The organism is Mycobacterium paraense, assembly GCF_002101815.1.
GTDB classification, from domain to species: Bacteria; Actinomycetota; Actinomycetes; order Mycobacteriales; family Mycobacteriaceae; genus Mycobacterium; species Mycobacterium paraense.
Map to the genome: position 1 here is coordinate 1 of NZ_LQPM01000008.1, position 15355 is coordinate 15355.

Annotated in this window: 11 protein-coding genes and 1 pseudogene; 6 read left to right on the forward strand and 6 right to left on the reverse strand. The window is 70.3% G+C overall.

Annotated features, from left to right (window positions below; genetic code table 11):
- A pseudogene (locus tag AWB89_RS06745) lies at window positions 1-170 on the reverse strand (cutinase family protein); the annotation flags it as partial.
- Between the two features lie 241 nt (window positions 171-411).
- On the opposite strand from AWB89_RS06745, the gene AWB89_RS06750 reads away from it, so the two are divergent.
- Both AWB89_RS06750 and AWB89_RS06755 read left to right on the forward strand, forming a co-directional pair.
- Window positions 412-1314 (forward strand): SDR family NAD(P)-dependent oxidoreductase, encoded by a 903-nt coding sequence (locus AWB89_RS06750; protein WP_241519369.1) that lies wholly within the window; start codon window positions 412-414, stop codon window positions 1312-1314.
- Complete coding sequence (locus AWB89_RS06755) at window positions 1311-2894, forward strand: AMP-binding protein (RefSeq protein ID WP_085172422.1); 1584 nt, start codon at window positions 1311-1313, stop codon at window positions 2892-2894. The genes AWB89_RS06750 and AWB89_RS06755 overlap by 4 nt, the downstream gene beginning before the upstream one ends.
- On the opposite strand, the gene AWB89_RS06760 is transcribed toward AWB89_RS06755, so the two are convergent.
- Complete coding sequence (locus AWB89_RS06760) at window positions 2883-7724, reverse strand: cation-translocating P-type ATPase (RefSeq protein ID WP_085172424.1); 4842 nt, start codon at window positions 7722-7724, stop codon at window positions 2883-2885. The two genes, AWB89_RS06755 and AWB89_RS06760, sit on opposite strands and share 12 nt — an antisense overlap.
- Window positions 7725-8322: 598 nt before the next feature.
- On the opposite strand from AWB89_RS06760, the gene AWB89_RS06765 reads away from it, so the two are divergent.
- Both AWB89_RS06765 and AWB89_RS06770 read left to right on the forward strand, forming a co-directional pair.
- Window positions 8323-9438, forward strand: a complete 1116-nt coding sequence (locus AWB89_RS06765; protein WP_085172720.1) for a sulfate ABC transporter substrate-binding protein — start codon at window positions 8323-8325, stop codon at window positions 9436-9438.
- Window positions 9435-11231 (forward strand): SulP family inorganic anion transporter, encoded by a 1797-nt coding sequence (locus AWB89_RS06770; protein WP_085172426.1) that lies wholly within the window; start codon window positions 9435-9437, stop codon window positions 11229-11231. The genes AWB89_RS06765 and AWB89_RS06770 overlap by 4 nt, the downstream gene beginning before the upstream one ends.
- Window positions 11232-11325: 94 nt before the next feature.
- Here the strand turns inward: AWB89_RS06770 and AWB89_RS06775 are convergent, their stop codons facing one another.
- Window positions 11326-11550 (reverse strand): hypothetical protein, encoded by a 225-nt coding sequence (locus AWB89_RS06775; RefSeq protein ID WP_085098217.1) that lies wholly within the window; start codon window positions 11548-11550, stop codon window positions 11326-11328.
- A gap of 114 nt (window positions 11551-11664) precedes the next feature.
- A complete protein-coding gene (locus tag AWB89_RS06780; protein ID WP_085098220.1) occupies window positions 11665-12027 on the reverse strand; it encodes a nuclear transport factor 2 family protein in 363 nt (120 codons plus the stop codon).
- A 77-nt stretch (window positions 12028-12104) separates the two neighbouring features.
- Between AWB89_RS06780 and AWB89_RS06785 the strand changes: the two genes are divergently transcribed.
- On the forward strand, window positions 12105-12953 hold the full coding sequence (locus tag AWB89_RS06785) for a rhomboid family intramembrane serine protease (protein ID WP_085172428.1): 849 nt from the start codon (window positions 12105-12107) through the stop codon (window positions 12951-12953).
- Window positions 12950-13411 (forward strand): SRPBCC family protein, encoded by a 462-nt coding sequence (locus AWB89_RS06790; protein ID WP_085098226.1) that lies wholly within the window; start codon window positions 12950-12952, stop codon window positions 13409-13411. The genes AWB89_RS06785 and AWB89_RS06790 overlap by 4 nt, the downstream gene beginning before the upstream one ends.
- 4 nt (window positions 13412-13415) lie before the next feature.
- Here the strand turns inward: AWB89_RS06790 and AWB89_RS06795 are convergent, their stop codons facing one another.
- Both AWB89_RS06795 and AWB89_RS06800 read right to left on the reverse strand, forming a co-directional pair.
- Window positions 13416-14558, reverse strand: a complete 1143-nt coding sequence (locus AWB89_RS06795; RefSeq protein ID WP_085172430.1) for an NDMA-dependent alcohol dehydrogenase — start codon at window positions 14556-14558, stop codon at window positions 13416-13418.
- Window positions 14559-14572: 14 nt separating this feature from the next.
- Window positions 14573-15355 carry an SDR family NAD(P)-dependent oxidoreductase gene (locus AWB89_RS06800; protein ID WP_085172432.1) on the reverse strand — a complete coding sequence of 261 codons (783 nt, stop codon included), beginning with the start codon at window positions 15353-15355 and terminating at the stop codon, window positions 14573-14575.

A 15355-nucleotide genomic window follows, 5' to 3' on the forward strand; every position in this document is an offset into this window, starting at 1 on the left:
CCGGTCGGCCCGACACCCGGCGGCTCACCCGTACCCCGGGCGAACACCACCTGGACGTCCGGGCATTGGGCGGAGGCGAAGGGGATGGCGGGCGCGAGGACCGAGGCGCTGAGCCCGGCCGCCGCGACCGCCGCGGAACCAAGGAAACGAGGGAGTTGACGTGCGATCATGCCGCAATTGTGCCCATGTGAACCGTCGACTAAACAGAGATTTTTCTGACAAATGTTTCAGAGTCGTAAATTGGCCCGCCGGCTCACTTCGCGACGGCCCGGACCGGGCGATATGCGGGCCAAGGGGCGGGCCCGTAGCCCGGTGTGGTCTGCTAGCTGTAGCCCGAGTCGAGGCGCGTGGTCAAGCCAGAGCCGCACCCTCGGCACGCAATTCGGAGTGAATGCGGCAGCGAACGTGAACGTGAACGTGATAGCACAGCCCTTCCAGCGAGTCCTGGCGGCGGCCACCGACCGAGTGGCCAACCCGGCGCGGGTCTCGGACCCCGACAAGCTGCGCGAGACCGTATCGGGCAAGACGGTATTGGTGACGGGCGCGTCCTATGGAATCGGCGAGGCGACGGCCCGCACGATGGCCGCCGCCGGAGCGACGGTGCTCGTCGTCGCGCGGTCGGCGGACAAGCTGGAGGATCTCGCGGCGGCGATCAACGCCGGCGGCGGCCGGGCCATCGCCTTTCCGACCGACCTCACCGACGAGGCCGCCGTCAGCGCGCTCGCCAAGCAGATCACCGAGGACCACGGCCCGCTCGACATCGTGGTGAGCAACGCCGGCAAGTCGTTGCGCCGGTCGCTGCACGACCAGTACGACCGCCCGCACGATTTTCAGCGCACCATCGACATCAACTACCTGGGGCCGATTTGGCTGCTGCTCGGGTTGTTACCGGCCATGCGGGAGCGCGGTTCCGGGCACATCGTGAACGTCTCGAGCGTCGGGGTGCGCGTGGCCCCCGGGCCGCAGTGGGGCGCCTACCAGGCGTCCAAGGGTGCGTTCGACCGCTGGCTGCGCAGCGTGGCGCCGGAGTTGCACGTCGACGGCGTGGACGTCACGTCGGTTTACTTCGCGCTGGTCCGCACCCGCATGATCGCACCCACGCCGGTGCTGGGCCGGCTACCCGGCATGTCTCCGGACGAAGCGGCCGACGCCATCGCCAAGGCGGTCATCGAGCGGCCCCGCACCAACGAACCCCCCTGGGTGTGGCCGGCCGAGCTGGCGTCGGTGCTGCTGGCCGGGCCCGCCGAACGCGCGGCCCGGTTGTGGCACCGCCGATTCTTCGCGAATTCCGATGCGCGCGAGGGCGCCTCGTGACCGGGTTCGCCTCCCAAGAGGGGGTGGTCGCCACCGCGGCGCGGGCGCTGCTGCGGTCCGGACTGCTGGGCCCGCCCTCCCCGGCCGCGGTGGTACGGGTGATCCGCGAGGCGCGGCGCGGCGGCACGAATCCCTACACGCTGTTGGGCGTCACGGCGGCTCGGTGGCCAGACCGGGCGGCCATCGTCGACGACGACGGCGCCCTGACCTATCGGGAGCTGCGCTCGCAAGCCGAAGCGCTCGCCCGGGTGCTCTCCGACGGCGGCGAGGGACCCGGCCGGGCGGTCGGGGTCATGTGCCGCAACGGGCGGGGGTTCGTCAAGGCGTTCTTCGCGATAGCCCTCGTCGGCGCCGACGTCGTGCTGGTGAATACGGACTTCCGCACCGATGCGCTCGCCGCCGCGCTGAGCAGCCACCGGATCACCACGATCGTCGCCGACGACGAGTTCGCCGAGCGGGCGCGCGCCGCCCAGGGATCGGTCACCCTGCTCGATCCGGCCACGGTCGAGACGGGCGACGAGCGACCGCGGCCCCCGGTCGCCGCCCCGGGCCGGATCGTACTGCTCACGTCGGGCACCACAGGCAAGCCCAAGGGCGTGCCCCGCACCCCGCAGCTGCGTTCGGCAGTGGGCGTCTGGGTCACGATCCTCGACCGCACCGGGCTGCGAACCGGCTCGCGAATCTCGGTGGCGATGCCCATGTTTCACGGGCTGGGCCTCGGCATGCTCATGCTGACGGTGGCCCTGGGCGGGACCGTGCTGACGAATCGCCACTTCGACGCCGAGGCCGCGCTGGCGCAGGCGTCGCTGCACCGCGCCGACGCGTTCACCGCGGTGCCGGTGGTGTTGGCGCGCATCCTGGACCTGCCGGAGCGGGTTCGGGCGCGAAACCCGTTGCCCTACCTGCGCGTCGCGCTGTCCAGCGGAGACCGACTGGATCCCACCCTCGGGCAGCGGTTCATGGATGCCTACGGCGACATCCTCTATAACGGCTACGGCTCCACCGAAGTCGGCATCGGTGCGTTGGCGACGCCGGCCGACCTGCGGGAGGCCCCCGAGACCGTCGGAAAACCGGTCGCCGGCTGCCCGGTGCGCATCTTCGACAAAAACGACCGGCCCGTCGGGCCGCGCGTCACCGGACGCATCTTCGTCGGCGGCGAGCTGGCGAGCGAGGGCTACACGGAGGGCTCGGGAGAGGCCAAGGCCGTCGTCGAGAACATGACCAGCACGGGCGACATGGGCTACTTCGACAACGCCGGACGGCTCTTCATCGTCGGGCGCGAGGACGACATGATCATCTCCGGGGGAGAGAACGTCTACCCGCGGGCGGTGGAGAACGCGCTCGCCGAGCACCCCGACGTCGCCGACAACGCGGTCATCGGCGTTGCCGACGAGCGGTTCGGTCATCGACTGGCCGCGTTCGTGGTCGCGCGGCCGGGACGCAGCCTCGACCCATCGGCGCTGCGGGATTACCTGCAGGGCAGGGTGTCCCGCTTCGAGCAGCCCCGCGACATCAACATCGTCGACACCATCCCGCGCAACCCGGCCGGCAAGGTGGTGCGCAAGGAGCTATCGACCTGAGCCCGCCCACGCCTCGAGCTGCTTGGGTTCGAGCGCGGCGACCCGCTTGGCCAGCCAATTGGGCGCCAGCACCGACACCGCGGTGGTGCCGGCCGTCGCGCCGATCACGCCGGACCAGGCGACGGGGCCCAGCGGAGTGCAGCCGAAGAACTGGCTGACGCCGGGGGTCTGCACGATGGCGACCAGGACGCCGGCGCTGCCCAGCGCCGTGGCGATGACCAGCGGGCTGTGGCGCCGCGTCAGCAGGGTCTGCGCGAGCTGCGTGGTGACCAGCGCGGTGAGACCCATTGTCGCCGTGCGGCGTTCGGTGCCCGGGGTCCAACGGCCGATGGCCCAGGCGGCCGTCGCTCCGGCGGCGGTGACGGCGCCGCGGGTGACGATCTGGCGCATGAGGGGCGCGTCGAGGGACGGCGAGGGTTCGGACAGCGCCGCGAGCTGGAAGGCGCGCTGCAATTCCTCGGCGTCGCGGTCCGCGAGCTCCTCGTCCTCCTCGGGCTGCGGGTACTGCGGGGTAACGGCGACCGCGAGCGCGGGAAACATGTCGGTGAGCAGGTTCACCAACAGCAGCTGGCGCGTGCCCACCGGTGCGCGACCGGTCCCCAGCGCGGTGCCGATGATGGTGAAGAGCACCTCCCCCACGTTGCCGCCGACCAGAATGCTGACGGCATCCTTCACGCCGCCCCACATCCCGCGGCCCTCGACCAGCGCGTCGATCAGCACGCCGAGGTCGTTGTCGGTCAAGACGATATCGGCGGCGCCCCGCGCGGCCGACGAACCGCGACCGCTCACGCCGATGCCCACGTCGGCCATCCGGATCGCGGCGGCATCGTTGGCCCCGTCGCCGACCATCGCGACCGCCTGCCCGCTGTGCTGCAGCGCCGCGACGATCTGCACCTTCTGCTCCGGGCTGACCCGCGCGAAGACCTGGACGTCGGCGGCGAGCTTGGCCCGGGCGTCCTCGTCGAGGGCGGTGAGCTCGGCGCCGGTGATCTCGCGCGCGTCCGACGGCAGGCCGAGCTGGCGGGCGATCGCGCGGGCCGTCACCGGGTGGTCGCCGGTGATCAGCACCACCCGGCGACCGGCGTCGACCAGGGTCTCGATCAGGGGTCGCGCCGACGCCCGCGCGGTGTCCGCCAGGCCGACGTAGCCGACCAGTTCCAAGTCGTGCGCGGCGGCGTCGACGTTGTCGGCGTCGGTGTCCTCCTCGGTGGTCCCGCCGTCCCAGCGGCGCTGCGCCACGGCCAGCACCCGCAGGCCCTGTTCGGCCAGGCGCGTCACCAACGACTCCGCGTGGTCCTGGTCGGCGTCCGCATCGGCGAACCGGCAGCGCGGCAAGATCTGCTCGGGTGCCCCCTTGACCATCAACATCGGTCCCGCCGAGTTCGCGCTGCCGATCGAGGCGGAGTAGCCGCGGCTGGATTCGAACGGCACCTCCGCGAGGACCGTCCATTCCGGATCGCCGTGTCCGTCACGGGAATTGGCGGCCGTCAGGATGGCCTCGTCGGTGGCGTGCGCGTGGCCCTGCCCGTTGTGCGGCTGGGTGCACGCCCTCGCGGCGACGCGCAGCACCTCGGCGGCCTGTGGGTCGTCGGCCTCGGGCAGCGGGCCCCGCACGCTGGTCCCGCGCGGCACCGCGGAAACGACGCGCAGGTGGTTCTCGGTGAGCGTCCCTGTCTTGTCGAAACACACCGTCTGGACCCGGCCGAGCGCCTCGATGGCGCGCGGCGTGCGGACCAGCGCCCCGCGCCGTGACAACCGCTGGGCCGCCGCCAGCTGCGCCAGGGTGGCCACCAACGGCAGGCCCTCGGGAACGGCGGCCACGGCGATGGCGACGCCGTCGGCGACCGCTTGCCGCAGCGACCCGCGGTGCGCCAGCGCCAGCCCGGTGACCGCGGCGCCGCCGGCCAGGGTCAGCGGAAGCACCTTGCTGGTCAGTTCCCGCAACCGGGCCTGGACGCCCGCGGCCGACTCGACATCGGCGATCGCCGTCAGCGCCCGCTGCGCGGCGGTGCCGGCCCCGGTGGCGACGACGATCGCCCGGGCGCGCCCGGCGACGATGGTGCTGCCCTCGAACAGCATGCTGGCCCGGTCGGAGTCGGCGGCGGCGACGGGCTCGACCTGCTTGTCGACCGGCAGCGACTCGCCCGTGAGGAAGGACTCGTCGACCTCGAGGTCCTCGGCCACCAGCAGTCGTGCGTCCGCCGGGACCACTTCCGGCGCGGCGAGGTCAATGATTTCGCCCGGGCGCAGCGATTTCGCGCTCACCGTGACGGTTCGCTCGGTCGTGCGCGCCGCCTCGAGCCGGCGGTGCGCCGTCGCCACGGTGGGCAGCACGACGCGGCGCGCGTGCTTTTCCTGCTCGGCGAACAGCTCGGCCACCGCGGCCTCGGCGCGCAACCGCTGCACCCCGCCGGCGATGGCGTTGGCGGTCATCACGCCGGCCACCAGCAGCGCGTCGACATTGCTGCCGACGATGGCCGACGCCGCCGCCCCCACGGCCAGGATCGGCGTCAGCGGATCGGCGAGCTCGGCCCGCGTCGCCGACAGCAGCCGCCCGACCCGGGCCGCCGGACCCCGCAGCGGCGAGATGACCGGGTTGTAGGACAGGTCGTCGAGGACCTGGCGCCAGGGCGCGATTCCGGGTTCGACGGCGAGCGGTCGGGTGCGGCTGGTCAGCCGGGAGTAGACGATCTCGGGGTCCAGGGCATGCCAGGCGGTCAGCGGCTGCGGCGTCGGATCGGCCAGCCGCAACACCCTGCTGGCCGAGAAGGTCCCCTGGATCAGCGCGGCCGCGGCCGCGGCATTGACCGGGTTGAGCCAGCGCTGCAGGGCGAGCGGATTGGCCGAGCCGGGATCACCGGTCACCAGCAGCAGGCCGGCCAGGGTGCTGCCGCCCTTGGCGAGGCGCACCGCGGATTCCGTCGCCTCCCGGGCCACCGGCAGCGCCGACAAGATCCGCACCGCCGCCGCCAGATCGGTGCCGGTGATGATGTCCGCGGTCCACGGCGTCGCCGCCTGCGGATCGTCGAGGGCCACCCCGACGTCGGCGATGGCCAGCGCCGCCAGCGTGTCCGTCGACGCGAAGTCCCGGTGCAGCGCGGTGATCAGCAGCACCGGCCCGCGGTCCGTGCGCAGGTCGCGCACCAGCTGCAGCAACGGGGTTCCCGGCGGGTGACTCACCGCGACGCTGGCGGTCAGGTCTTCGGTGCCGGCGACGTGGCGCAGCACCACCCGCGCCCCCGTCCGGGCGGCGGTCTGCAGCAGCGGGATGGCGAACGGGTCGACCTCCCACCCCACGTCGACGCTGCCGACGCGTTCGCCGTCGACCACCAGGTCGGCGTGCTCGAGCCCCTGCGCGGGCGTCGCCGCCGGGTCCTGCGCGCGGACCCAGCGCAGGCGCGCCCCGGTGGCCGGCAGCTCGTCGGGGTCCGGCTCGGGCGCCTCCTCGCCGTGCAGCAGCGCGTCCGCGACCTCGTACACCCGGTCCTCGTCCCAGCCCGGGATGTCGCCCTGCGCCCGCAACACCGCGCGGTTGTCGCCCCGCAGCGCCGCCCCGTCGATGACGACCACCTTCACGCGATCCATCCGGCGCAACGCGCCGGGGTCGAGGACGAGTTGCCCGGCGTTGGCCAGCCCGCGGCCCAGCACCGCGGCGAACGCCTGCCGGCCCGCGTGGGCGGCTCGCGGCACGCCGGCCAGCAGCGCGCCGGCCGCGTCCTCGGTGCCGCCGCCGGCCAGCAGCGCGCCGGCCGCGGCGATCAACGAGGCGTTCGCCGCCTGATCGACGTACTCCTCCACCGGCCCGGCCATCGATCCCTTCGCGGTGTCGATGGCCGCGTCGATGGCGCCGCCGACCACGACGTGGGAAACCTCACCGGCCGCGGCGGCGGCCCAATTGTGCCGGGGCGCCTGCGTTTTGGGTCCCGCCGAGGAGATGACCGGAACCACCGGGGCTTGCGGCCGCTTCGGGGAGGCCAGCTCGGGCTCGCGCTCGCGCCAGCGCTGCCGGTGCGCCGACGCCTCGGAGATCTGCAGGCTGCGTTGCGCCAGATCGATCAGGGGCGTCCCCACGGCGTGGGTCAGCCCGTTGGCCAGCGCCGTCGAGGCGCTCAGCGCGATGTCGGTGCCGACGCGACCCAGCCGCGATTCCAGCACGGCCACCACCCGCGGCTGATGGTTGAGCAGGGCGGCCGCGGCGCGCGCGCTGCGCGGCGCGACGGGCAACCGGCCGAGCCAGCCGGTGACCGCCGCACCGATCGCCGCGACGTCCATCGCGGCCGCGGTCATCGGGACCAGGATCGCCAGCGGGTTGCCCGGGTCGGCGAACGGCGCGGTCCGGGGTGCCGACTTCGGACCCGTCAGATTCAGATCGGCGGCGACGTGACACACCGTGTCCTGCACCTCGTCGAGCACCGCGTCGCTGTCGGTCTCGCTTTCGAGTTCGACCACGAGCCGGCCGAGCGCGCCCTCGATGTGGGCGGCGGCCACTCCGGGAATCCGGCGAACCGGCTCCTCCACCACCGCCGCGTGTTCGTGCCAGCGGGGGAAAGGCAGCAGCGGATCGAGGTCGAAATGCACCCGCCGCCCGCTTCGCCAGCGCACCGGCGGGGTGACGTCGCGGGAGCCGTCGGATTCGGAGCCGACGCCGATTGCCCGGCCCGTCGTGTGGGCCATCGACTGAACCACCGGGCCGGCCAGTTCCACCACCGGGCTGGCCAGCATCTGCACCGCCCCCGCGGCACCGGCCGCGGTGGAGACGCCGGCCCGCACCACCTGCGCGGCCCCGCCGGTCACACCAGCGACGACGCTGGCCACGCCCGGAATCTTCACTCCGTCACCCTTCACCTACGTCTACCGCGCCTAATGATCCTGGCGCGTCACGGGCCTGTCCACAGCTGGGCTGCGTGGACGGCGCTCGATGACGCCGACGAGTGCGGCGCGTCATGATTCGCTCGGTTACCAGGGGGTGCAAATCGCTTCCTCGCAGAGAGGTTACCGGCTTGGAGCCCGGCCAAACCTGGCAGAACGATCGGGCCTCGAGAGGCGCCGGAGCGGTGCGACGGCGGACCGGCGTCGAGCCGGTCCGCAGCAACGACGGACTTCGCCTGCGACAATCGCACCGATCCCTCCATCGCCGCCTGAGCTCCCGACCGCTCGCGGCCGGATTCTGTTGGCGGAGGCGCTATTTCGAGCACGCGCCAACGGCGCATCGACGGCCCGGCCGAGCTGCGTTGGGGCGGAATCAATTAGCGCGCGCTCGCGGCGCCGGCCATTGCGATCAGCCTGATTCACAACGCTGTTTTGCGCGCGGTCGATCGATACCATCGGACCGTCGAAAGCCTGCCTCCAGCTAACCCGGCCGCGAAAGCGCGTTAGTCAGCGGTGATCGGCGACTTCTACGAGCCCGGTGATGGAGATGGAGGCGGCGATGACAGAGCCCCGGCAGGCGGCGGCGCCTCGGCGCAAACTGCGATTCCGCGTTCCCTGGCTCAACATCGTCGGTGTCCTCGCCATCGTCCTCGCGGCGGGCCTCATCACGGTGAAGAACCTGCAGGGCCACGCGTCGCCGAACCAGATTCTCAATGTCTCCTATGACCCCACCCGGGAGCTCTACGCGGCGCTCGACAAGTCCTTCGTCGAGCAGTTCCGCCGGCAGACGGGCGTCACGGTGGAAATCAAGCAATCGCACGGCGGTTCGGGGCGGCAGGCCGGCGACGTCATCGAGGGCAAGCAGAAGGCCAGCGTGGTCTCGCTCGCGTTGGTCAGTGACGTCGACGCGCTGCGCAAGCGCGGCCTGATCGCCCCCGACTGGCAGAAGCGCCTGCCGAACAACTCGATCCCCTACACGTCGACCATCGTCTTCGTCGTCCATCGGGGAAACCCGAAGGCAATCCACGACTGGCCAGACCTGGTCAAGGACGGCGTCGCGATCGTGTCGCCCAACCCGCGCACGTCGGGCAACGGCAAGTTGAGCATCCTGGCGGCCTGGGGTTCGGTGACCACGCGCGGCGGCACCGAGGCCCAAGCGTCCGACTTCGTCAGGTCCCTGGTGCACCACGTCGCCGTCGCCGACTCCGGCGCGCGCGGCGCCGCCATCAGCTTCGCCGTCGAGAAAATCGGCGACGTCCATCTGACGTGGGAGAACGAAGCCCTGCGCGAGGTCGCCGAAAACCGGGACGAACTCGAGATCGTCTACCCGCCGATCAGCATCCGGGCCGAACCGGCCGTCGCCTGGGTCGACGCCAACGTCACCGACAAGCGGACCGCGTCCTACGCCAAGGCGTACCTGGAATACCTCTACAGCGATGCGGCGCAGGAGACCATCGCCCAGCTGGGCTACCGGCCGGTGAAACCGGAGATCCTGGCCAGGCACGCCGACAAATTGCCCGACATCAAGCTCTTCCCGATCGGCGCGATCGCCGGCGACTGGAACGACGCGCGCCAAAAGTTCTTCGGCGACAACGGCATCTACGACACGGTCTCGGGACCGGCCCAGGCCAGGGCCGTGTCGGCACACTCGCGGCGAAAGGCCAAGCGGCCATGAGCGTTTCGGCGGTCCTGCAGGGTCTGAACTACGACACGACCAAGGCGCGCCGCGACGTCGTCGCCGGGCTCACCGTCGCGGCCGTCTCGCTGCCACAGAGCATCACCTACGCGCTGGTCGCCGGCGTCGATCCCAAATTCGGCGTGTACTCCGCGATCGTGGTGACCTTCGTCGCCGCGATCTTCGGGTCGTCCTCGCATCTCATCAACGGACCGACGAGCGCGATATCGCTTCTGGTGTTCAGTTCCCTGGCGTTTCTGGATCCTGAGAACCGCACCGTTCTCTTCGACGCGCTGTTTTTGCTCGGGGTGCTCGTCGGTGCGTTCCAGATCCTCATCGCCGTGTTCAAGCTGGGCGACCTGACCCGATACATCTCGGAATCGGTGATCATCGGATTCCTGGTGGCCGCCGCGCTCTTGATCGCGCTCGGTCAGCTGGGTAACGCGCTCGGCGTCAAGGACAAGGGCACCGGGCGGATGCCGGTGCTGAAACGCACCTACCTCACCCTGTTCGAGGGCGACGCCGTCAACTACCGCGCGCTGGTCCTCACCGTCACGACCGTGGCGTTGGCGGTCGGCCTGCGCTGGCTGGTCAAGCGGTACGGGCTCCCACAGCTGGACCTGCTGGCGGTGCTCATCATCGCGGCCGTCATCGCCTACGTGGCCGGGTGGTCCACCGCCAACAGTGGCGGCAACACGGCGGTCGCCCTCACCGCGAAAATCCCGCAAAGCCTGCCCACGCCGCACATTCCGGACGTCCAGCTCGGCGTGCTGGGCCAGCTGTCGGAAGGCGCGCTGGCGATCGCCTTCATCGGCCTGATCGAGGCGCTGTCGATCGCCAAGGCCATCGCCCACCAGAGCGGGCAGCGGATCGACTACAACCGGCAGATCCTCGCCGAGGGGCTGGCGAACCTGACCGGCGGCTTCTTCCAGTCGGTGCCGGGGTCGGGTTCGATGTCGCGCTCGCCGATCAACTTCCAGGCGGGCGCGGCCTCGCGGTTCTCCGGGGTGGTCGCTTCGGCCGGCGTCGCCGTGGTGGTGTTGCTGTTCGCGCCGCTGTTGCACTACATGCCGAAGGCCGCGCTGGCGGGCCTGCTGCTCATCACCGCCGCGCGCCTCATCGACTACAAGCGGCTGTTCTACATGCTGAAGGCGTCACGCTACGACGCGGGGCTGGTGGTCGTCACGGCGCTGACCGGCGTGCTGGTCGATTTGGACACGGCCGTGCTGCTCGGTGTCGCGTTGTCCATCCTGCTGTTCGTGCCGCGCGCGGCGAAGCTCAAGGCCAAGGAGTTGATCGTCACGCCCGAACGGGTGGTCCGCGAGCGCGTGGCCGGTGACCCGGTGGACCCGTCGACGATCATCTACGACCTCGAAGGCGAGCTATTCTTCGGCGCCGCACCGGAACTCGACCGCTACCTGGATGCGCTGCGCGACCGCGTCAAACGCGACGGCATCAGCTTCGTGGTGCTGCGGCTCAAGCGGGTGCGCCATCCCGACGCCGTCGTGGTCGAGCGGATCGAGCAGTTCCTGCGCGAGGAAACCGCGCGCGGCGTAACGGTTCTGCTGGCGGGCGTGCAACCCGACATGTGGACCGTGCTCAAGAACGTCGGCCTGGAGAAATGGTTCTCGGGCGAGCACGTCTTCCCCGAGGAGGACGAGGAGTTCTCGGCGACGCTGAAGGCCGTCCGCTACGCCCACGCCCAACTCGGCATCGACGAACCGCGCGAGCCGCTGCCGGCTGCCGCGGTTACGGGCAACGGGGATCGGCAGCGGTACTACTACCTCGTTTGAGTCGCCTCGCCAGTGGTGTTGGTGGACGCCCAAAAACAGGAATGCGCGGTAGCCGTCGACCGGCTACTCGCGCATGAGCGGTGCGGAACCTGCGCTACAAGATCCGGTGGTGCGCCCGGCCCACCTGGTAGCCCGCCGGGAAAGACTTCTCGATGACCTGTAGCTGGTGGTCCACTCTGGACTCGAGCTCGAGCACCACGCAGCTGTCGCTGATGGTTTTCGATTCGAGGACTATGTAGCGCTGACCACAATCGGTGATCGGGTCGCCCGAGTGCAATTTCTCGACCGGCACCGACTCCGGGGTTCCGTCCGCCTCCATCTTTGACACGTTAGGTCAATTCCGGGACTGAGGGAAGGAACTCTTCGCGAGCCGAACGTGGAGTTGTTTGACGGATGGCGCCGAAATCCCGCCAACAAGTCGACGCTCGGCGCATCAGCCCGGGCCGGCCCCGGGTTGCTTGAAGAACACGCTGACGTGAGAGATCAGGCCGTCGTCGTCCTGCTCGAAAAGGATGCATTCGGGCCACGTCGCGGCGACCCCGTCGATTTCGAAAGCCTCGGTCAGCTCGGCGTAGGACACCCGCGAGTCGACGTGCGAGATTCGCTGCACGTCCAGCCGGTGGCCCCGCAGGGTGGTGCAGACCTTGCGCAGGTAGGCGACGTAGTGCTGTTTGCCCTCGACGACGTCGCAGAACGGGCCCTCACGGACCAAGCCTTCGTCGGCGATCGTTGCGGCCAGGCCGTCCCAATCGTGTCCGGCCAAGCAGTCCAGGTACCGCTCGACGACTCCAGTCACGCCGGTGACTCCACGAAAAACACAGTAAGGCACGGCCGGGGCCCGCGAAATACGGCGAACCGGGTGAGAATGAGGCGATGAGCGGACCCAGCGCGCCGGAGTCGCCGGCCGAGGCCCCGAGTTGTTACCGGCATCCCGGGCGCCAGACGTACCTCCGCTGCAACCGCTGCGAACGGTACATCTGCGCGGACTGTATGCGCAGCGCGGCGGTCGGTCACCAGTGTGTGGAGTGCGTTCAGGAGGGCGCCAAAACGATTCGGCAACCGCGGACCCGCTTCGGCGGGCGCGAGCGATCGGGCACGCCGGTGGTCACCTATGCGCTCATCGCCGTCAACGTGCTGGTGTTCATCGTGCAGATGGCGGTGGGAAATCTGGAGAAGCAGCTCTCCCTGTGGCCGCCGGCCGTTGCGGACGGCCAGCTGTACCGCCTGGTGACCTCGGCGTTCCTGCACTACGGCGCGACCCATCTGCTGCTGAACATGTGGGCGCTGTACGTCGTGGGACCGCCGCTCGAAAGCTGGCTGGGCCGACTGCGATTCGGGGCGCTGTACGCGCTGAGCGGGCTGGGCGGCTCGGTCCTGGTCTACCTGCTGACGACCAACTCCGCGACGGCGGGCGCGTCGGGCGCGATCTTCGGCCTCTTCGGCGCCACGTTCGTGGTCGGCAAGCGGCTGGCCCTCGACGTTCGCTGGGTCGTGGCGGTCATCGTGATCAACCTGGTCTTCACGTTCGTCGCCCCCGCGATCAGCTGGCAGGGACACCTGGGCGGGCTCGTCACCGGTGCCGTGGTGGCCGCGGCCTACGTCTACCCGCCGAAGGAGGCCCGCAACCTGATCCAGGCCGCGGCGAGCGCGCTGGTGCTGGGCGTGCTGGTCGCGTTGGTCTGGTGGCGCACAGGCGTTCTCGTCGCGGAGTTGTACCAATGAGCTGGTGGGTCGCCCACACCGAAAAGACGTTGAGCGAAGACGTGCCCGCGGCGCCGGGCGACGTCCGCGATTTCTACGTGGACCTGGACAACATCAAGCTCGTGCACCCGTTGATCGTGTCCGTGCAGGCCACCTCGCGCACCGAAACGCCGGACGGTTACCTGCAGGCATACCGGGTGGTGGACCGGATCCCGTTGGGGCCGTTCACCATGCGGATCACCTACCGGGCGCGGCTGCACGTCCGCGCCGATGGCATCGTGACGACGGAGGCCGATCAGTCACCGGGGGTGCGGTTGCGCGGAACGGTGAGCTTCGCGCCGAGCGGCGGCGGCACCCGGATCACCGAGCGGATACGGATCGCCGCACCGCGGCCGCTTGCGCCGGTCACCAACCGCGAGGCGGTCAAGGCGCACGTCGAGATGCTGGCGGGCATCCGGCGCCACTTCGAATCCCACTAATCGGCTAGCCGCCGTCGAATTCGATGATCCCGCGGATGTTGCGGCCGTCGCGCAGGTCGGCGAACGCCTCGTTGATGTCGTCGAGCCGGTAGTGGCGGGTGACCAGCTCGTCGAGCTTCACCGCGCCGGCCTGATACAACGACAGCAACATCGGCACGCTGGTGCGGGGATTCATCCCGCCGTACAGCGCTCCCCGGAGTTGTTTGGCCGACAGCGTCATCTCCTGCAGCACCAGCGGAATCGGCGGCTCGGTGAACGGGGTGATGCCGGTGAGCACGCAGATCCCGCCCTTGCGCAGCAGCGACATCGCCAGCGGAACCAGCTCCGCGCGCACGACGCCGGGGCAGACGACCACCCGGTCGGCCATGACGCCCGCGGTGATCTCTTTGACCAACGGCATCGCCTCCTCGGCGGAGGCCGCGGTATGCGTGGCGCCGAAGAACTTCGCCGAATCCCGCTTGGACTCCACCGGATCCACGGCCACGACGTATTGCGCGCCGACGGCGCGCGCACCCTGCAGGGCGTTCATCCCGACCCCACCGGTGCCGATCACGACAACGGTGTCGCCGGGCTCGGTGCCCGCCGAGATCGTCGCCGAGCCCCAGCCGGTGCTCACCCCGCACGACACGAGCGAGGCGGCGTGGAACGGGATCGCGTCGTCGATCTTGATGACGGACCGCTCGGAGAGCACCGCGTATTCGGCGAACGTGCCGAGTTGCCCATAGGCCAACAGGTTTTCGTCGCCGAGATGCCGGCGGCACGTGCCATCGGTGGGCATCTCCTTGCTGAACAGGCTGGCGCCGATATCGCAGATGTAGCTCTGACCGTTCACGCAAAACCGGCAATTTCCGCACGCGGGAATGAACGAAAGCGCCACCCGGTCCCCGGGCCGCACCGTCGTCACGCCCGGGCCGACGTCCTCGACGACGCCGGCGCCCTCGTGGCCGCCGAGTAGCGGAAACCAGTCCGGCGCCGGCTGACCGCTCGCGGCCAGCGCCTCCGGCGTCGGCACCACATCGCCGGTGAACAGGTGGTCGTCGGAATGACACACTCCGGCAACGGCCATTCGCACCAGGACCTCACCGCCGCGGGGCGGGTCCAGCTCGATGTCGTGGATCTCCCAATCCCTGCCCACGCCCCGAATCACAGCGGCACGACACTTCATTGCGTCCTCCATTCCGACGTCAACGCAAACTCCGACAGATACTTCGTCGAGCTCCAGCCGCCGTCGACGACGATCGTCTGCCCATTGATGAAACTTCCGCCCGGCGAGCACAGGAACGCGACGGTGCTGGCGATGTCGTCGACGGTGCCCAGCCGCTGGTGCGGGGTCATCTCGGTGTTGATCTTGCGGAATCGCTCGTCCGCCAAGCGTTTCTCGACCATCGGCGTCATCGTCACACCGGGGGCGACGGCGTTGCAGCGGATGCCCGACGCCCCGTACTGGCAGGCGATGTGCGTGGTCAACGCGGTCAGCCCGCCTTTGGCCGCGGAATAGGCGCCGCCGCGAAGCCCGCCGATGACGGCGAACGTGGACGTGATGTTGACGATTCCCGAGCCCGGCCGCATATGAGGCAGCACGTCACGCGCGAGCCGAAATGGCGCCCGCAGCATCAAACCCAGGAAGTAGTCCAGGGTTTCGTCATCGGTTTCGTGCAGCGGCTTGGGGCTGCCGACCCCGGCGTTGTTGATCAGGAAGTCCACGTGGCCCCAGCGAGTGACCGCGAGATCCACGATGCGTTGCGGCGCGTCGTCGTCGGTCAGGTCGACGGCGAGCGTCGCGACGCGATGCGGATCGCCGACGGCCGCTGCCAGCTCGGCCAGGCGGCCTTCGTCGCGGCCCGCTCCGACGATCGCCATGCCCTGCTCGGCGAGCTTCGTTGCGCATCCCAGCCCGATGCCGCTGCTGGCTCCCGTGACGATCGCGACCTGCATCTCACCCAT